Genomic DNA, 18,307 nt, shown 5'->3' on the forward strand with positions numbered 1-18,307 from the left:
CTACGCCGAGGCCAGCGCGTCGAGCTGGTCGAGGGATTTGTCGAGCTGGGTGCGGCCGTCCTTCTCCACCGCCTTGCCCAGCGCGCCCTTGATCAGGGCGCCCTCGAAGTCACCCGAGACCAGGATGGTGCTGCCGGAGCCCGCGGGCTGGATGTCGAAGGTGAATTCGGTGCGGACACCGGCCATTCCGGCACCGGCCAGGGTCAGCCGGTTCGGCACCTCGACCGCCCGGACAGTCCATTCGATCTTGTTGGCCATGCCGAGCATCACGATCTTGGCGACCAGTGCGGCGCCCTCGGCCAGCACGGCGGGCGGTTCCTCCATGAACTTCTCGTGGATGGTGAACCACTTGTCCCAGGTCTGCGGGTCGGAGACGACCGCCCACAGCGCCTCCGGAGTGGCCGTGACGGTCTTGGTGGCTTCGATGTGTCCCATTGCGGTTCTCCTCGTGCTGGTCAGCGCACCGCGCGCTGGTAGGCGGTGACCACGGCGGCGCCGCCGAGGCCGATGTTGTGCTGGAGCGCGGCGGTGACGTTGTCGACCTGGCGCTTGTCGGCGGTGCCGCGCAGCTGCCAGGTGAGCTCGGAGCACTGGGCCAGGCCCGTCGCGCCGAGCGGATGCCCCTTGGAGATCAGGCCGCCCGACGGGTTCACCACCCACTTGCCGCCGTAGGTGGTCTGGCCCGCGTCGATCAGCTTCCCGGCCTCGCCCTCGCCACAGAGGCCGAGCGCCTCGTAGAGCAGCAGCTCGTTGGCGGAGAAGCAGTCGTGCAGCTCGATCACCTGGAAGTCGTCGGCGCCCAGGCCCGCCTGCTCGTAGACCTTGCGCGCGGCAGCGACATTCATGTCGTAGCCGATGAGGTTCTTGGCGGTGCCGTCGAAGGTGGAGGCGAAGTCGGTGGTCATCGCCTGCCCGACGATCTCGATCGCCCGCTCCGCGAGATCGTGCCGGTCCACGAACGCCTCACTCGCCAGGATCGCCGCGCCGGAACCGTCCGAGGTCGGCGAGCACTGCAGCTTGGTGAGCGGGTCGTAGATCATTCGCGAGCCCAGGATGTCGTCGAGCGAATACTCGTCCTGGAACTGCGAATACGGGTTGTTCACCGAGTGCTTGTGGTTCTTGTGACCGATCTTGGCGAAGTGCTCGGCGGTGGTGCCGTAGCGCTTCATGTGCTCGCGACCGGCCGCGCCGAACATCCACGGCGCCACCGGGAACAGCACCTCGGAGATCTCCGCCAGGGCCAGCACGTGCTTGGCCATCGGCTGTTCGCGATCGTCCCAGGTGGAACCGAGCGAACCGGGCTGCATCTTCTCGAAGCCCAGCGCCAGCGTGCACTCGGCCAGCCCGCCCCGGATCGCCTGCGCCGCCAGGTACAGCGCGGTGGAGCCGGTCGAGCAGTTGTTGTTGACATTGACCACCGGTATGCCGGTCATCCCGAGCTCGTAGACGGCGCGCTGCCCGGAGGTGGACTCGCCGTAGACGTAGCCCACATAGGCCTGCTCGACCTCGCGGTAGTCGATGCCGGCGTCGGCCAGGGCCTTGGTGCCCGACTCCCGCGCCATGTCCGGATAGTCCCAGGCCCGGGTGGTCCCGTCGGCCTCCTCGACCTGCTTGCGGCCCGGCTTCTCGAACTTCGTCATCCCTACGCCGACCACATAGACCTTGTTCGTCATCGAACTCCCATCCTCAGGCTCCGCACAAACATACAACCCTGCATGTATCTTCACAACGCTTTTCGTGACCCCGGTCACCATCGGGCCGCGTAACAGCGGCGTAACGGTTCGGAAAATTGGCGTCTACATCCATCGAGCACCGTCGGTGAGCCGCCGAATTCGACGGCCGCGTGGATGAGGGAGAGGGAAATGGCCGGAGCAGATACCGCTGCCAAAGAAACACTCGAGGACTACACGCTGCGTTTCGCCCCGCGGAGCTACCGCAAATGGAGCCCGGCAGTGGTCGGCATCTCCGCTCTCGGCGGCATCGCCTATCTCGCCGATTTCGCGATCGGCGCGAATATCGGCATCGCGCACGGCACCGGAAACGCGCTGATCGGCATCGGTATCTTCGCCGTCGTGGTGATGCTGACCGGATTTCCGCTCGCCTATTACGCGGCGCGCTACAACATCGATCTGGATTTGATCACGCGCGGTAGCGGATTCGGCTACTACGGCTCGGTGATCACCAATATCGTGTTCGCGTCGTTCACCTTCATCTTCTTCGCGCTGGAAGGTTCGATCATGGCCCAGGGCCTGGAATTGGGCCTCGGAATTCCGCTCTGGATGGGCTATCTGGCCTCGACGGTGATCATCTTCCCGCTGGTCATCTACGGCATGAACACCCTGGCCAAGCTGCAGGTGTGGACCACTCCCCTGTGGCTGCTGCTGATGGTGGCGCCGTTCGGCTTCCTGCTGGTGCGCCACCCCGATTCGGTGGGCTCGTTCTTCGCCTACGGCGGCGAGAACGGTGGCGGCGTCAGCGTGTCCGGCGCGCTGCTGGCCGCAGGCGTGTGCCTGTCGCTGATCGCCCAGATCGCCGAGCAGATCGACTACCTGCGGTTCATGCCGCCGCGCACCCCCGAGAACCGCGCCAAGTGGTGGGGGTGGATGCTGCTGGCCGGTCCCGGCTGGGTGCTCTTCGGCGCGGCCAAGCAGGTCGTCGGCCTGTTCCTCGCGGTCTACCTGATCGCCAATCTGCCCGCCGCGCAGGGCATCGCGAACCAGCCGGTGCACCAGTTCCTGGAGATCTACCGCGACATGGTGCCGGGCTGGCTGGCCATGACGCTGGCCGTGGTGCTGGTGGTCATCAGCCAGATCAAGATCAACGTCACCAACGCCTACTCCGGCTCGCTGGCCTGGACCAACTCCTACACCCGCGTCACCAAGACCTATCCCGGTCGCCTGGTGTTCCTGGTGGTCAACCTCGGGGTGGCGCTGGTGCTGATGGAAGCGAACATGTTCGACTTCCTCAACAACATCCTGGGCTTCTACGCCAACTGCGGCATCGCCTGGATCGTCACCGTGGCCACCGACATCGCGGTGAACAAGTACCTGCTGAAGATCTCGCCGAAGGTGCCGGAGTTCCGGCGCGGCATGCTCTACGACTTCAACCCGGTCGGCCTGGTCGGCTTCGGCCTGTCGGCGGTGCTGTCGATCATGACCTTCTTCGGGCTCTTCGGTGAGCTGCTGAAGCCGTACTCGCCGCTGGTCGCGGTGCTGGTGGCCTTCGTCGCGACCCCGCTCACCGCGATCGCCACCAAGGGCAAGTACTACCTGCGCCGCGCCGACGACGGCATCGAGTTGCCGATGTTCGACGAGCACGGCAACCCGTCGGGCGACCTGCTGCCCTGCCACGTCACCGGCATGGAGTTCGAGCGACCGGACATGATCGCCTCGGCGGTCCCCGGCCCCGAGGGCGAGATCCAGTACATCAGCTCGCTGGCGCTGTCCACCGACCGTGAGGGCAAGCACCTGCTGCCCCGCCAGCACTGACCCACCCACGACGGCCGTGCCGGACGACCATCTTTCGCCGGCACGGCCGTCGTCGTGGTCAGAGGAGTTTGCGAACCAGGGGTAGGGGCAGGGTGCGCAGAGCGAAGGCGAGGGGGATCCAGGGCCAGTCGGGGACGTAGGCCTTGGCGCGGCGCTTCTCGATGGCGGCGACCATGGCACGGACGCCGGTTTCGGTGTCCACCATGAACTTCGGCTCGTGCTTGATCCGGTCGTTCATCTCCGAGCGGATGTAGCCGGGGTAGATCACCGAGACATCCACGCCGGGAACAGCTTCGGCGCGCAGGCCCTCGGCCAGCGCCGCGACGCCCGCCTTGGTGGCGGCGTAGGTGGTCAGCGTCTTGGGCATGCCGCGCAGGCCGGAGATCGAGGAGATCATCACCAGGTGACCACGACCCTGCGCGCGGAAGATCTCCATCGCGGCCTCGGTCTGGGCCAGGGCGGCGAGGAAGTTCACGACGGCGGTCTCTCGGTTGGCGGCGTGCTTGCCGGTGCCCAGGGGCGCGCCCTTGCCGAGTCCGGCGTTCACCACGACTCGGTCGAGGGTGCCGAACTCGGCGGCGAACTCGGCGAAGACGGTGAACACGGCGGCGTCATCGGTGACGTCCAGCTGTTTCACCGAGACGACGCGATCGGGATGCGCCGCGAGGATCTCCGCGCGCAGCTCGTCGAGCCGTTCGGTGCGCCGGGCGCACAGGCCCAGGTCGTAGCCGAGGGCGGCGAACTGGCGGGCCATCTCCGCGCCCAAGCCGGAGCTGGCGCCGGTGATCACGATGGTGCCCCGGCTCACGAGAGCGTGTCCGGTGCCTGCGCCCGCGAGGGCTCGATGTGCGAGTACATGCGCTCACGCTAGTCATCCGGCCCCGCCGGTGGAACCGATCGCTACCGATGTGGTGTCGCGGCGGCATGTCCGGGCGCGCGGTCGGACTATCCCGCCACACCCAGGTATCGACCCGACCGACCCGCGCTGCCCGCGCTCACTGGGAATCGGCCGTGATCACGGCGGCCGCCGCGGCACGCAGGTCCACCGCGGCGCGACGCCAGCGGCGATGGGCGCGTTCGGGGTCGGGGACGACGAAGTTGGCGACGAGGATGCCGCGCAGCGCGTCCATCGCGGTGTAGGCGAAGTCGCGGGCGCCCTTGCGGCGCAGATCATCCGGAACCAGCTCGGCCACCGCCCGCAGGACCGCGGTGTTGACCAGCGGTTCGACCTCTTCCATCGCGGCGGCCAGCACCGGATCGGTCCGGCCAGCCACCCACAGTTCCACCGTGGCGATGAACAGGGGTCCCTGATGCAGTTCCCACAGGAACTCGAGCGCGGCGCCGACCGGATCGTCACCGACCGAGACCTGGGTCATCTCGCTCATCGCCGCCGCCACCCGTCGCTCGGCCAGATGCTTGACGGCGGCGACCACCAGGTCGTGTTTGGACCCGAAGTGGTGCACCTGCGCGCCGCGAGTCACCCCGGCCCGCTCGGCGACTCGCGGTGTCGTCGTCCCCGCGTACCCGTACTCGACCAGGCAGTCGATGGTCGCGTCGAGCAGCCGGACGCGCATCTCGCTGCTGCGCTGCTCCTGCGTCCGCCGCTGCGGTTTGTCGGCTGCGGTGCTGGTCATCGGGCGATCCTACCGCTTACATACAGACCTGTTGGTAAGCGGGAGTTCGTCGCGTCACCGCACAGCGACCAGCCGGGCGGAGTTCGCCGCTTCGTCGTCACCCGCCTCGTTGGCGGCCAGTTCGGCATGGACCCGGTCGTAGTAGCGGTTGATCTCGGCGTTGGCGGTGTCGTCGTCCCAGCCCAGCAGCGGCGCGATCAGCCGGGCGATCTCCGGTGCGGCGGCCAGCCCACGGTCGGGGACCTCGATGGAGATGCGGGTGCGGCGGGTGAGCAGATCGTCCAGATGCAGCGCACCCTCGTGGGTGACCGCGTAGACGGCCTCGGCGGCCAGGTAGTCGGGTGCGCCCGGAATCGGCTGACGCAGCGTGGCATCGGCGGCGATCAGATCGAAGATGTCGGTGGCCAGCGCGCCGTAGCGGCCGAGCAGGTGCTCGACGACCTCGAGCGGCAGACCCACCGTGGCGGCCAGTTCGGCGGACTCGGCCAGCATGTCGCGATAGCCCTGCGCGCCGACGATCGGCAGCTGCGCGGTCGTCGAGGCCGGGATGTCACCGCCGAGGCGCGCGGCGACGGCGTCGACCACGTCGGCGGCCATCACCCGGTAGGTGGTGTACTTGCCGCCCGCGATCACGAACAGCCCGGGCACGGGCTCGGCCACGGCGTGCTCGCGCGAGAGCTTGGCCGTCTCCTTCGACGCGCCGGTCATCAGCGGACGCAGCCCGGCGTAGGTGCCGACGATGTCGGCTCTGGTCAGCGGCTCGCGCAGCAGCGCGTTGACATGGTCGAGGATGTACTGCACGTCGGCGGCGGTGGCGGTGGGATGGTTCTTGTCCAGCTCCCACGCGGTGTCGGTGGTGCCGATGATCCAGTGCTCGGCCCACGGGATCACGAACAGCACGGACTTCTCGGTGCGCATGATCAGGCCGGTGTGCAGGTCGAGCCGGTCACGCGGGACCAGGATGTGCACGCCCTTGGACATCCGCACGTGGAACGGGAAGTCGACGCCGGTCATCTTGATCATGTCGTCGGTCCAGACACCGGTCGCGCTGATCACGCTGCGGGCCCGGATGGTGTGGGCGACACCGGTTTCCAGGTCGACGACGTGCGCGCCGACGACCCGCGCCCCGTCCCGCACGAGCCCGGTGACCTTGGTGCGGGTCAGCACGGTCGCGCCGTGGTCGGCGGCGGTCCTGGCGATCATCATGGTGTGCCTGGCGTCGTCGACCTGGGCGTCGTAGTAGCGAATCGCGCCGGTCATCGCGTCCGAACGCAACGCGGGCGCGAGTTCCAGTGCGCCGGAACGGGTCAGGTGCTTGTGCATGGGGACGGCGCGCGCGCCGCCGAGGGTGTCGTAGAGGGCGACGCCGGCGCCGATGTAGGCGCGCTCCCACACCCGGTGCTGGAGCGGGAACAGGAACGGCACGGGGTGCACCAGGTGCGGCGCGAGCGTGTTCAGCAGCAGCCCACGCTCTTTGAGCGCCTCCCGGACCAGCGCGAAGTCCAGCTGCTCCAGGTAGCGCAGGCCGCCATGGATGAGCTTGGACGACCGGCTCGAGGTACCGGCGGCGAAATCGCGGGCCTCGACCAGAGTGACCGAGAGACCGCGCGCGGCGGCGTCGAGCGCGGCGCCGGCACCGGTCACGCCGCCGCCGATCACCAGCACGTCGATCTCGCGGTCGCCGAGCGCCGCGATCGCCTTGTCGCGGTAGAGGGAGTCCAGGGGAACGGACACGGTGTGCTCCTTGTCGAGGTGATCGGTCATCAGTCGAGTTCGGCCCAGTCGAGGGTGCGTTCGACGGCCTTGAGCCAGCGGCCGTACCCGCGTTCGCGTTGCTCGTCGGACCAGGCGGGGAACCAGCGGAGGTCTTCGTGCCAGTTCGCGAGCAGTTCGTCGGTGGAGTTCCAGACCCCGACCGCCAGGCCTGCCGCGTAGGCGGCGCCCAGGGCGGTGGTCTCGGCGACGACCGGCCGCGAGACCGGGACGCCGAGCAGATCGGCCTGGATCTGCATGGCCAGCTTGTTCACGGTCACGCCGCCGTCGACCCGCAGCGTCGCCAGCCGCACCCCGGAATCACGCTGCATCGCCTCGACCACGTCGCGGGTCTGATAGGCGATGGATTCCAGTGTCGCCCTGGCCAAGTGGGCGTTGTTGCTGTAGCGCGAGAGGCCGACGACGGCGCCGCGCGCGTCGGGTCGCCAGTACGGCGCGAACAACCCGGAGAACGCGGGCACGAAGTACACCCCGCCCGCGTCGTCGACCTGGCCGGCCAGGTCCTCGATCTGCGCGGCGCCCGCGATGATGCCGAGCTGGTCGCGCAGCCACTGCACGGCCGAGCCGGTGACCGCGATCGAACCTTCCAGCGCGTAGACGGGCTTGTCGTCGCCGAACTGGTAGGCGACGGTGGTCAGCAGGCCGTGTGCCGAGCGCACGATGTCGGTGCCGGTGTTGAGCATCAGGAAGTTGCCGGTGCCGTAGGTGTTCTTGGCCTCGCCCGGCTGGAAACACACCTGACCGACGCCGGCGGCCTGCTGGTCGCCGAGGACCCCGGCGATCGGGACCGCGCGCTCGAACGGCCCGTCGGGGTTGGTGGTGCCGAAACCGGCCGGGTTCGACGAGGGCGCGATGGCGGGCAGCATGGCGCGCGGGATGTCGAAGACGCGCAGCAGCTCGTCGTCCCAGCGCAGGGTCTCGAGATCCATCAGCATGGTGCGCGAGGCGTTGGTCGGATCGGTGACGTGCACGCCGCCGCGGATGCCACCGGTGAGGTTCCAGATCAGCCAGGTGTCGAGCGTGCCGAACAGGGCGTCACCGCGTTCGGCGTCGGCGCGCACGCCCTCGATGTTGTCGAGGATCCAGCGCAGCTTGCCGCCCGAGAAGTACGGCGCGGGCGGCAGACCGGTGCGCTCGCGGATCAGATCGCTGTGCCCGGCGGCCTCGAGCGCGGTGATGATCCGATCGGTGCGGGTGTCCTGCCAGACGATCGCGTTGTAGTACGGGCGGCCGGTGTGGCGGTTCCACACGACGGTGGTCTCGCGCTGGTTGGTGACGCCGATCGCGGCCAGATCGGCGGCGGTGAGGTCGGCCGAGGCGAGCGCGGTCTTCACGACGGTGCGGGTGCGTTCCCAGATCTCGTCGGGATTGTGTTCGACCCAGCCGGGCCGCGGCATGATCTGCTCGTGTTCGAGCTGATGCCGGGCGACGACCGTGCCACCGCGGTCGAAAACCATGAAACGCGTCGAGGTCGTGCCCTGGTCGATCGCGCCCACATACCGATTCATCGTGGTCCTTTCGAGCGGGCTCACCGTCGAGCCCGGCACCCACGCTAGGAACGGCCCGGCCCCGCCGCCACGGCCGCCGTTCGACAATGCCGAACGCTCGGGCTGATAGGTTCGGGCGGTGCCGGGTCCGATCCAGTCGATCGAGCGAGCCGCCGCCGTGCTGCGGCTGCTCGCGCGCGGGTCGGGGCCGATGGCGGTGGGCGAGATCGCCGCCGCGCTCGACCTGGCCAAACCCACCGCGCACGGGATTCTGCGGACGCTGCTCGGGGTGGGCTTCGTCGACCAGGACCCGGCGACGGGGCGGTATCTGCTCGGGCCCGCGCTGGGCGAGCTCGGCACCGACCACCTCGATGTCAACGAACTGCGCTCACGCGCGATCCACCGGGCCGACGCGCTCGCCTCGCGGACCGGCGAGTCGGTGCGGATGGCGGTGGCGCGACCGTCGGGGGTGACGGTGGTGCACCACGTGTTCCGGCCCGACAACACCGAGCAGGTGCTCGCCGTCGGCGAGGTGCTGCCCGCGCACGCCACCGCGCTGGGCAAGGTGCTGCTCGCCTACGACGCGGCATCGAACCCCGCTGCGCTGCAGTCCTTCACGCGCCGCACTATCGTCGACCCGACCGCACTGGACCGCGCGATCGCGCAAGTGCGGCGCACCGGCTGGGCCGGCGAGGTCGAGGAGTATCGCTCCGGCGAGGCGGGCATCGCCGCGCCGATCCGCGCCAGAGGAGGACTGGTGGTCGCCGCCATCGGCATCTCGGGACCGACCGATCGGCTGTGCGACAACCGATTACAGATCCGGCCCGCCGCCGTGGAGCAGGTGCGCGCCGCCGCGCAGGCCGTGCACCGCGATCTCGGAGCGGCGCGATGATCCGGGCCACCCAGCCGCGCCCCGCACGACCGCGGCGCCGCGTGACGAACGGGAGAATCCGGTGACGCCCCGGTATGTCCTCGCCCTGGATCAGGGCACCACCTCCACCCGCTGCATCGTGTTCGATCGTCACGCCAGGCTGGCTGGCCTGGCCCAGCGGACCCACCGCCAGCGCTATCCGCGCTCGGGCTGGGTCGAGCAGGACGCGCTGGAGATCTGGCGCACGGTCGAGCGGATCGTGCCCGCGGCGCTGCGCGATGCCGGGATCACCGTCGAGCAGGTGGCCGCCATCGGGATCGCCAACCAGCGCGAGACCACCGTGGTGTGGGATCGCGCGACCGGGGTGCCGGTGCGGCCTGCCATCGTCTGGCAGGACATCCGTACCGAGGAACTCGTCGAGCGGTTCCGGGAAACGCCGGGCGCGCACCGGATCACGGAGCTGAGCGGGTTGCCGCTGGCGACCTATTTCGCCGCACCTCGGCTGCGCTGGCTGCTCGACCACGTCGACGGGCTGCGGGCCCGCGCCGAACGCGGCGAGGTGCTGTTCGGGACCATGGAGTCCTGGCTGATCTGGAATCTCACCGGCGCGCACGTCACCGATGTCACCAACGCAGGCCGCACCCTGCTGATGAATCTGGCCACCCGGCAGTGGGACGAGGAACTGCTGCGGTTCTTCGATATCCCGCGCGCGATGCTCCCCCGGATCGAGCCGTCCACCGGCGATTTCGGGATCGCGCGCACGGTCGCCCCCGGCGTCCGGATCGGCGCGGCCCTCGGCGACCAGCACGCCGCGCTCTTCGGCCAGACCTGCTTCGCTCCCGGCGAGACCGAATGCACCTACGGCACCGGTGGATTCCTGATGATGAACACCGGCACCGACCTGATCCGATCCGAACACGGACTGCTCACCACCATCGGCTACCAGGTGGGTCCCGACCCGGTGTACGCGCTGGAGGGTCCCATCGCGGTCACCGGGTCGCTGGTGCAGTGGTTGCGCGACATCGTCGGCCTGATCGCCACCGCGCCCGAGATCGAGACCCTGGCGAGCACCGTCGACGACAACGGCGGCTGCTATCTGGTGCCCGCCTTCTCCGGGCTCTACGCACCGCATTGGCGCAGCGATGCCAGGGGCTTGCTGATCGGGCTCACCTCCTACGTCACCAAGGGGCACCTGGCGCGGGCGGTGCTGGAGGCCACCGCCTGGCAGACCCGCGATGTGGTCGAGGCGATGAACGCCGATGCCGGATTGCGGGCCCGATCGCTGCGGGTCGCGGGTGGGATGGCCGCGAACAATCTGCTCATGCAGATCATCGCCGACGTGCTCGGCGTCGCGGTGATGCGTCCGCTGGTGACCGAGACGGTCTCGCTCGGCGCGGCCTACGCGGCCGGCCTGGCCGTGGGGTACTGGCCGGATCTGCAAGGGCTGCGGAGCAATTGGCGGGTGGCGGCGCAATGGGTGCCCCAGGCCGACCGCGCCGTCCGCGACGAGGAGTACGAGCGGTGGCAGCGGGCGGTGCAGCTCAGCGTCGGCTGGGCGCGGCCTGCGGGCGCCGCCGGTAGCTCACAAACTTGACCGATCGTTCCTGAAAGGACCGAACTCAGCCCAGGATCGACGCGGCCACCCGGCCCGCGTCGCGCAGGCGGGTGGCGGAATTGGGCGCGCGTTCGAGCACCCAGACGCCCTGGAAGAAGACGAGCAGGAAGCGGGCCATGGCGCGGGTATCGGCGTCGGGCGGCAGTTCTTCCTGCGCGCGGGCGCGCGAGAGGGCGGAGAACAGCGCCGTCTCCGTACGGGCCCAGCTGGATTCGACCAGCCGCGCGACCTCGGCGTCGCGCGCGGCGAGCTCGACCGCGGCGGTCGTCACCAGGCAACCGAGGAATCTGTCCGCCGCGCAGGACTCGGTCACGAACCGATCGATCAGCCCTCTGATCGCGGGCAGCGCCGGGCCGCGCCGGGCCAATTCCGCCGTGATCCGCGCGTCGACGATCTCCAGGTGCCGTTGCAGCGCCTGCATGAACAGTTCGTGCTTGCTGCCGAAGGTCGCGTAGATGCAGCCCCTGGCGATCCCGAGATGCTCGATCAGATCCGCGATCGACGTGGTCTCGTAGCCACGCTGCCAGAACAGATCCAGCGCGCGGTCCAGCACCACGTCGGGGTCGAATTCTTTGGTACGCGCCACTTTCCGAGCATACCAACGCCTATTGCGACCGATCGGTCACGTATGCAACACTTCGAGCCGCCCTTCACGGTCACACAGTTGAACAAAGGATTCACCATGGCGTTCACCAAGCTGCTCGGCGCAGGCATCGCGGCACTGGCTTTCGGAGCGGTCCTCGCCGCGGGCCCGGCCACGGCCGCTCCGCTGGCCCCCGCCCCCGTCGTCGCCCCCGGCGAACCCGCTCCGGGCGGTGCGTCCACGGGTAGTGCCTTCCTCGACGAGTTCGGCTCGTTCCTGCGCCAGCTGCAGTGCGGCTCGGCGTACTCCTGCAACCCGCCCGCCTAGCCGCGGCGGTCCGTCGCGCACTCGCCGCCGGGGCGGTCGGCGAGTGCGCGGTCACCTCAGCCCAGCGCCGCGAGCGCGTCCACCTCGAACAGCATGCCCGGCAGGGCCAGCGCGGCGACCCCGAGCAGGGTCTGCGCGGGCGGCCGGTCACCCCAGATCGCGGCGATCTTGGCGCCGAGCACCGTCAGCTTCTCCACATCGTGGTCGACGACGAACGTGCGCAACTGCGCGACATCGGCGTAGTCCGCCCCCGCCGACCGCAGCGCGACGCCCAGATTCGCGAACGCCCGATCCACCTGCTCGCCGAAATCGGTACTGGTCGTGTGCCCTTCAGCATCGGAGTCGTACTGCCCCGCGATGACGACCAGTTCGCCCGTCACCCGCGCGACGTGGCTGTACCCGAACCCGGTCGGATCGTGCAGTTCGGACGGGTTGCTGATCACTACTGACATGACACCTCTCCTGTTGCCGATGGTCCTGCGCAGACGAGACGACGCGGCGCGCCCGAGTGTGACATTTCCGGGCGTTCAGCCGGTGGATCGGGCGCGGGCAGGGGTCGGTGCACGGGTTGTCGCGTTGCAGCTCGGTGCCCGACCGGCCTCCGTGCTTGTAGGGTTCGGTGAGCAAACCGGGGAGGACTCCTGCATGGCACAGCTTCGGCATCGGATCGACGAAATGACCGATGACTCGGGATATCTCGGCCTTGTCGACCCACACGCGTACACGTCGTTCGTGGGCGAAGACTGGACCTTGGAGCTACTGTTCGAGCGCGTCGAATCGCAGATCCGGCAGCGGACGATGCTGCTCTGGGGAACCGGCGGCGAGGAGCAATGGCAAATCGACCTCTCGGACTCGCCGGTAGATCCGCGGCTGCCGATCATCAGGCAGATCGCCGGCCCCATCACCGTGACGGGCGGTGAGCTGGTCGTCGTCAATTTGGACACGGTCACCATGGCCGCCCAGTTCGCCGACTCCGCCGTGGACGACGACAAGGAGATCTACGGGTCCAGCGTCGAACTCCCGAACGGCGACTACATCTGCACCATCAGTCAGCTCACCGATCCCGAGCGGGACCGGACACATGACGGCCCCGACTTCCACCTCCAGCTGCTGGCTGGACGAATCCCGCCATGGTCCGGAGTCGCATGGTCCGAGCTGTGACGCTCCGGCGGAACGCACGACAGCGGGGTCAGCCGGCGGTGTCCGGCGCGCGGCGCCGGGCGGCCCAGACGGTGACGGTGAACAGGCCGACGCCGAGGATCGCCAGGAGGGCGCCGACGGCGGCGGGGGCGGTGTAGCCGAGACCGGCGGCGATGACCAGCCCGCCCAGCCAGGCGCCCGCCGCGTTGGCGATGTTGAGGGCGGCGTGGTTGAGGGCGGCGGCGAGGGTCTGGGCGTCGGCGGCGACGTCCATCAGGCGGGTTTGCAGGCCGGGGGCCAGGGCGGCGCCGGACGCGCCGACCAGGAACGCGCCGATCGAGGCGGTGATCGGGTTGTGCGCGGCCGCAACGAAGCCGGCCAGGATGATCACCATCGCGATCATGCCGACGAGGATCGAGCGGTCCACGCCCCGGTCGGCCAGGATGCCGCCGAGGACGTTGCCCGTGATCATGCCGAGGCCGAACAGGGCCAGCACGATCGGGACCGCGCCGATCGGCATGCCCGCGACGTCGGTCATGGTGGTGGCGATGTAGGTGTAGACGGCGAACATGCCGCCGAAGCCGATCGCGCCCACGGCCAGGGTGAGCAGCACCTGCGGGCGGCGCAGCGCGCCGAGTTCGGTCATCGGGTTGGTGATCTTCATACCGCTCAGGCTCGGCACGAACCGCCACAGCGCCGCTACCGTCGCGACCCCGATCACCGCGACCACGACATAGGCGTCCCGCCAGCCCAGATGCTGGCCCAGCCAGGTCGCGCCCGGCACCCCGATCACATTCGCCACGCTCAGCCCCAGCATCACCGCGGCCACCGCCTTGGCCCGCTGCCCGACCGGGGCGAGCGTAGCCGCGGCCAGCGAGGCGACACCGAAGTAGGCGCCGTGCGGCAGACCGGAGACGAACCGGGCCGCCACCAGCGTGCCGAAGGTCGGGGCCAGCACCGTCGCGGCATTGCCGACGGTGAACGCGGCCATCAACGCGATGAGCAGTTTCTTGCGCGGCACCCGGGCGCACAGCGCGGCGATCAGCGGCGCGCCGACGACGACGCCCAGCGCGTACGCCGACACCGCGTGCCCGGCCGTCGGCTCGGAGATGTCGAAGTCGGCCGCGATATCGGGCAGCAGACCCATCGTCACGAACTCGGTGGTGCCGATGCCGAACCCTCCCAGCGCCAGCGCGAGCATCGCCGGGACATGCCAGTTCGTGCGTGGCGTCTCGACGAGACCGGAGGCGGAGAGGGAAGAAGTCACGCATCAATGCAACGGGCCCCGCTTCCCGATCGCTACCCGGGGCGAGGGTGAGTTATCCCACCCCGATGCCCGGCGACGAGAAAGGCGCCCGCATCGGGTCCGATGCGGGCGCCTTGCCCAGCGATGCGGGTGCCGCGGTTCGACGCGGCGCCCCAGCTCTATCTCACTTCAGGGCGCGAGCGAGGTTCACGTCCAGCGCACCCAGGAACTCCTCGGTGCTCAGGTAGCCCTGGTCGCCGCCGACGAGCAGCGCCAGGTCCTTGGTCATCTGCCCGCCTTCGACGGTCTTGATGACGACGTCCTCGAGCGCCTGCGCGAAGCCGATCACCTCGGGGGTGTTGTCCAGCTTGCCCCGGTGCTCCAGGCCACGGGTCCAGGCGAAGATCGACGCGATCGGGTTGGTCGAGGTCGGCTTGCCCTGCTGGTGCTGGCGGTAGTGCCGGGTGACGGTGCCGTGCGCGGCCTCGGCCTCACAGGTCTTGCCGTCCGGGGTGAGCAGCACCGAGGTCATCAGGCCCAGCGAGCCGAAGCCCTGCGCCACGGTGTCGGACTGCACGTCGCCGTCGTAGTTCTTGCAGGCCCAGACGTAGCCGCCCTCCCACTTCATGGAGGAGGCGACCATGTCGTCGATCAGGCGGTGCTCGTAGGTCAGGCCCGCCGCGTCGAACTCGGCCTTGAACTCGGCGTCGAAGACTTCCTGGAAGGTGTCCTTGAACATGCCGTCGTAGGCCTTGAGGATGGTGTTCTTCGTGGAGAGGTACACCGGGTAGTTCTGCTGCAGGCCGTAGTTGAACGAGGCCCGCGCGAAGTCCTCGATGGACTTCTTGAAGTTGTACATGCCCATGACGACGCCGCCGTCCTCGGGCATCTTCACGACCTCGTGCACGATCGGCTCGCTGCCGTCCTCCGGGGTGAAGGTCAGCGTGACGGTGCCCGCCTCGTAGACCTTGAAGTCGGTGGCGCGGTACTGGTCGCCGAACGCGTGGCGGCCGATGATGATCGGCTTGGTCCAGCCGGGCACCAGGCGGGGCACGTTGGAGATGATGATCGGCGCGCGGAAGATGGTGCCACCCAGAATGTTACGGATGGTGCCGTTGGGCGAGCGCCACATCTTCTTGAGGCCGAACTCCTTCACCCGCGCTTCGTCGGGGGTGATGGTGGCGCACTTCACGCCGACGCCGTGCTTCTTGATGGCATTCGCCGCGTCGACGGTGACCTGGTCGTCTGTCTTGTCGCGGTACTCGATGCCGAGGTCGTAGTACTCGAGGTTCACGTCGAGATACGGGTGGATCAGCTTGTCCTTGATGAACTGCCAGATGATCCGGGTCATCTCGTCGCCGTCGAGTTCTACGACGGTACCTTCAACCTTGATCTTGGACATGGATCTTCGTGTCCTCCTAGGATGGTGCCCTCATTGCACGGCCAGGCGAACACGCTTGTGAGCGGACCCCAGCTGTTCCAACAGACAACGTATATGCCCCGCGTTGTCTGCGGGACGTGTGGTGCAAACAAGACGAGCGTACTGCTGCCCCCTACCTCACCGCGATGGGAGGGCCCGCTGTGCGGGACTCCGCCGGCGCAGCGGACGGCAAACGGGTCGCAAGTGACCGAGGGCACTGTCGGGTCATGACCGACATACGCTCGACACCCAACCTACTCGGCATGCGCCTGGCCCATCGCGCGATGCTGGCCGATACCGCCCGGTTCGCCGCTCTGACCGGGGAGCTCGCCGCCACCCGGATACCGTGTCCGCCGCGGCGGGCCCGCGCGATCGCCGACTATCTCGGCCTGCTGTGCGACTCCATCCACCATCACCACCGCGTCGAGGACGAGGTGCTCTGGCCGACGCTGACCGCCGCCGCGGGCGACGCGGTGGAACTCAGGGAGCTCAGCGACGACCATGCCCAGCTCGACCCGGCGCTGGCCCAGATCAGGACGACCTGTGCCGAGCTGGTCGCCCGCCGCCCGGGTGCCGCCGCCGACCTGGCCGAGCGGCTGACCCGGCTGCACACCGTGCTCGACGAGCACATCGCCGACGAGGAGCGCACGGTCTTCCCGATCATCACCGAGTACCTGACCACCGCGCAGTGGGAGCGGGTCGAGGCGGCGGCCCGCGGCGGCGCGGTGATGAGTTTCGAACTGCCGCGCATGGTCGCGGTCTGCGCGCCGACGGAACTCGCCGAACTGAGGGCCGAGGGTGGACTGCCGGTGCGGGTGATGCTGACGGTGTTCGGTATCGGATACCGCCGTCGGGAGCGTGTGCTGGCCGGTGGGTGAACCCGTGGCGGCGGGCTACGCGGTCGCCGACGGCCCGCCCGCGGTGGTGCCGAGATCGTCGAGTGCGGCCAGTTCGGTCGCGATGGCGGCGAGCACGTCCTCGGCCGCGGCGCGGTGCGCGGTCGCGGCGGCGTGGTCACCCAGCCGGTCGGCCAGTTCGGCGAGGACGGTGTCGACCGGGCCGAAGGCGACCGACCCGGAGTCCATTCCCGCGATGGTGCCTGCCCTCGGCAGCAGATCCTGATAGAGCTGCCGGGCCGCCTCGATCGTGCCGATCCGGGTGACCACCCTGGCCTCGAACACCGACATCGCGCACCAGTAGTAATCGCGCAGCACCGGGATGCCCGCGTCGAGCACCGCGGCCGCCCGCTCGGTCTCGCCCGCGTCGAGCAGGGCCAGCATGTACGCGGACCTGAGCGCGTGCGGCGCGGCCGCGTTCAGCGCGGCGAAACCCTCCAGGCCGGGCGCGAGGTCGCCCAGCGCCCAGCCGGTCATCATCTCGGCGAGCAGGACCAGTTCGGCGCCGTTGGCGTGACCTGCCGCGATCATCTTTGCGCTGAGGTCGGCATCGATGGCCTCGGCGGTCGCGAAGTCGCCGCGCAGCGCGGCGAGCACAGCCAGGTGCGCGGTGGACACGACCAGCAGCGGGCCGAGCTGGCCGCCCTCGGCGCAGTCGAGTGCCATGGCGATCTCGGCTCGCGCGGCGACGAGCCGGCCCGCGCCCGAGGCGACGAGGAAGCGCAGGAAATGCGCGACCGCCTGGTACTCCGGCAGCCCCGCCTCGGTCGACACGCGCAGCAGTTCGTCGGCCAGGGCGCCGCGCTCCGGCCACAGGTCGGGGCCGAGCGCGACGAAGGCCCTGGCATTGAGTGCGGCGCACAACAATTCGGGATCACCGAGCTCGCGCGCCGTGCGCAAGGCCTCAGCGGAGCAGGCGAAGGCGTGCGGGTTGTCGAAGCCGACGACTTCGAAGGCGGTGCTGACGAGCAGCCGGATCCGCAGGTCCGGCGCTGTCGTGCGCGCCGACGCGGCGGCCAGCTCCGCCCACATGCCGGGGTCGGGCAGGCCGCGCTCTCGACTGGTCCAGATGGTGGGGGCACGCCAGCAGGTGAGGACGGCGACGACGGGATCGGTGGCGATGATCCGGGCATCGTCGCCGCGCGCGGCAGCGGTGTTCGGCATGAGGGCGCGCGCCGTTGCCAGAGCTTCGACGCGCAGGATGCGGGCCTGTTCGTCGTTGCCGCCGTAGGCGAGGGCGTTGATCAGCGCGCAGGTGGTCGACAGGGCCGCCAGGCGGTCGGCGCGCGGTGCCATGGCGTCGACGTGTCCTGCGCTGGTGTGCAATTCGAGGGCGGAGCGCCACAGTGGCTCGGCGTCCTGGTGGGCGCGGCGGGCGGTGCGGCGGCGGGCGGCGGCGAGGACGTAGCGCAGCGCGCGGGTGGCGTTCGCGGTGCCTGCCCCGGCGATGGCGTGGTGGGCCATGGCGTCGAGGTCGACGGTGCCGGTAGCGGATTCGAGGTCCGCCGTGGACGCGCCGGTGCGGCGTTCGAGGAGTTCCAGTGCCGACCAGTGCAGGCGGGCGCGGCGCAGGGTGGGGATGTCGCCGTAGACGGCGTCGCGGATCAGGGCGTGGGCGAAGGTGATCCGATCGGTGTCCGCGATGCGGACCAGTCCGGCGACGGTAACCGTGTCGACCAGGTCGATCAGCGTGTCCTCCGGTTCGGCGGTCAGCTCGAGCAGGGTGTCGAAGTCGATGTCGTCGCCCCAGACGGCGGCCAGGCGCAGGGCGCGGGCCGCGCCCGCGGGCAGCCGGGCGATCCGGCGGCCGAGGACGTCGCGGACGCC

General features: G+C 69.5%; 16 protein-coding genes and 1 pseudogene. 6 read left to right on the plus strand and 11 right to left on the minus strand.

Annotation, left to right across the window (positions count from 1 at the left end; translation table 11 throughout):
• Both V8688_RS16835 and V8688_RS16840 read right to left on the minus strand, forming a co-directional pair.
• The gene (locus tag V8688_RS16835) at nucleotides 1-435 is read right to left on the minus strand and encodes an SRPBCC family protein (RefSeq protein ID WP_342801186.1); all 435 of its coding nucleotides are present in this window, start codon (nucleotides 433-435) and stop codon (nucleotides 1-3) included.
• 20 nt (nucleotides 436-455) lie between these two features.
• Nucleotides 456-1,673 carry a lipid-transfer protein gene (locus V8688_RS16840; RefSeq protein WP_342801187.1) on the minus strand — a complete coding sequence of 406 codons (1,218 nt, stop codon included), beginning with the start codon at nucleotides 1,671-1,673 and terminating at the stop codon, nucleotides 456-458.
• Between the two features lie 189 nt (nucleotides 1,674-1,862).
• Here V8688_RS16840 and V8688_RS16845 point away from each other — a divergent pair, with 189 nt between their 5' ends.
• Nucleotides 1,863-3,488, plus strand: a complete 1,626-nt coding sequence (locus V8688_RS16845) for a hypothetical protein (protein ID WP_316573618.1) — start codon at nucleotides 1,863-1,865, stop codon at nucleotides 3,486-3,488.
• Between the two features lie 58 nt (nucleotides 3,489-3,546).
• Here V8688_RS16845 and V8688_RS16850 read toward each other — a convergent pair whose 3' ends face one another.
• From V8688_RS16850 to glpK (V8688_RS16865), 4 genes are all read right to left on the minus strand, one after another.
• Nucleotides 3,547-4,296, minus strand: a complete 750-nt coding sequence (locus V8688_RS16850) for an SDR family oxidoreductase (protein ID WP_342801188.1) — start codon at nucleotides 4,294-4,296, stop codon at nucleotides 3,547-3,549.
• A gap of 187 nt (nucleotides 4,297-4,483) precedes the next feature.
• Nucleotides 4,484-5,122, minus strand: a complete 639-nt coding sequence (locus V8688_RS16855; RefSeq protein WP_316573616.1) for a TetR/AcrR family transcriptional regulator — start codon at nucleotides 5,120-5,122, stop codon at nucleotides 4,484-4,486.
• Nucleotides 5,123-5,176: 54 nt separating this feature from the next.
• Nucleotides 5,177-6,856: a glycerol-3-phosphate dehydrogenase/oxidase gene (locus V8688_RS16860; RefSeq protein WP_316573615.1), complete on the minus strand. Its 1,680-nt coding sequence runs from the start codon at nucleotides 6,854-6,856 to the stop codon at nucleotides 5,177-5,179.
• Between the two features lie 29 nt (nucleotides 6,857-6,885).
• Nucleotides 6,886-8,403 (minus strand): glycerol kinase GlpK, encoded by a 1,518-nt coding sequence (glpK, locus tag V8688_RS16865; RefSeq protein ID WP_218717654.1) that lies wholly within the window; start codon nucleotides 8,401-8,403, stop codon nucleotides 6,886-6,888.
• Nucleotides 8,404-8,521: 118 nt separating this feature from the next.
• Between glpK (V8688_RS16865) and V8688_RS16870 the strand changes: the two genes are divergently transcribed.
• Both V8688_RS16870 and glpK (V8688_RS16875) read left to right on the plus strand, forming a co-directional pair.
• Nucleotides 8,522-9,274, plus strand: coding sequence for an IclR family transcriptional regulator (locus tag V8688_RS16870; RefSeq protein ID WP_218717653.1), 753 nt, complete (start codon nucleotides 8,522-8,524; stop codon nucleotides 9,272-9,274).
• A gap of 61 nt (nucleotides 9,275-9,335) precedes the next feature.
• Entirely contained in the window at nucleotides 9,336-10,847 is a 1,512-nt protein-coding gene (gene glpK, locus V8688_RS16875; RefSeq protein ID WP_218717652.1) for a glycerol kinase GlpK, read from the plus strand.
• Nucleotides 10,848-10,872: 25 nt separating this feature from the next.
• Here glpK (V8688_RS16875) and V8688_RS16880 read toward each other — a convergent pair whose 3' ends face one another.
• The gene (locus V8688_RS16880; protein WP_342801189.1) at nucleotides 10,873-11,454 is read right to left on the minus strand and encodes a TetR family transcriptional regulator; all 582 of its coding nucleotides are present in this window, start codon (nucleotides 11,452-11,454) and stop codon (nucleotides 10,873-10,875) included.
• Nucleotides 11,455-11,550: 96 nt separating this feature from the next.
• Here V8688_RS16880 and V8688_RS16885 point away from each other — a divergent pair, with 96 nt between their 5' ends.
• Complete coding sequence (locus V8688_RS16885; protein WP_342801190.1) at nucleotides 11,551-11,778, plus strand: hypothetical protein; 228 nt, start codon at nucleotides 11,551-11,553, stop codon at nucleotides 11,776-11,778.
• Between the two features lie 56 nt (nucleotides 11,779-11,834).
• Here V8688_RS16885 and V8688_RS16890 read toward each other — a convergent pair whose 3' ends face one another.
• Nucleotides 11,835-12,230, minus strand: a complete 396-nt coding sequence (locus V8688_RS16890) for a Rid family hydrolase (RefSeq protein WP_342801191.1) — start codon at nucleotides 12,228-12,230, stop codon at nucleotides 11,835-11,837.
• 193 nt (nucleotides 12,231-12,423) lie between these two features.
• On the opposite strand from V8688_RS16890, the gene V8688_RS16895 reads away from it, so the two are divergent.
• Nucleotides 12,424-12,939: a hypothetical protein gene (locus tag V8688_RS16895; protein WP_316573612.1), complete on the plus strand. Its 516-nt coding sequence runs from the start codon at nucleotides 12,424-12,426 to the stop codon at nucleotides 12,937-12,939.
• A gap of 28 nt (nucleotides 12,940-12,967) precedes the next feature.
• Here the strand turns inward: V8688_RS16895 and V8688_RS16900 are convergent, their stop codons facing one another.
• Together V8688_RS16900 and V8688_RS16905 are read right to left on the minus strand one after the other, a co-directional pair.
• Nucleotides 12,968-14,119 carry an MFS transporter gene (locus V8688_RS16900; RefSeq protein WP_218717703.1) on the minus strand — a complete coding sequence of 384 codons (1,152 nt, stop codon included), beginning with the start codon at nucleotides 14,117-14,119 and terminating at the stop codon, nucleotides 12,968-12,970.
• A 229-nt stretch (nucleotides 14,120-14,348) separates the two neighbouring features.
• A complete protein-coding gene (locus V8688_RS16905) occupies nucleotides 14,349-15,566 on the minus strand; it encodes an NADP-dependent isocitrate dehydrogenase (protein ID WP_342801192.1) in 1,218 nt (405 codons plus the stop codon).
• Between the two features lie 245 nt (nucleotides 15,567-15,811).
• On the opposite strand from V8688_RS16905, the gene V8688_RS16910 reads away from it, so the two are divergent.
• Complete coding sequence (locus V8688_RS16910) at nucleotides 15,812-16,462, plus strand: hemerythrin domain-containing protein (protein ID WP_218717646.1); 651 nt, start codon at nucleotides 15,812-15,814, stop codon at nucleotides 16,460-16,462.
• Between the two features lie 15 nt (nucleotides 16,463-16,477).
• On the opposite strand, the pseudogene V8688_RS16915 reads toward V8688_RS16910, so the two are convergent.
• Nucleotides 16,478-18,307 (minus strand): annotated as a pseudogene (locus tag V8688_RS16915) (hypothetical protein); the annotation flags it as partial.

This window comes from Nocardia sp. No.11, from assembly GCF_038752175.1.
Lineage (GTDB): Bacteria > Actinomycetota > Actinomycetes > Mycobacteriales > Mycobacteriaceae > Nocardia > Nocardia canadensis.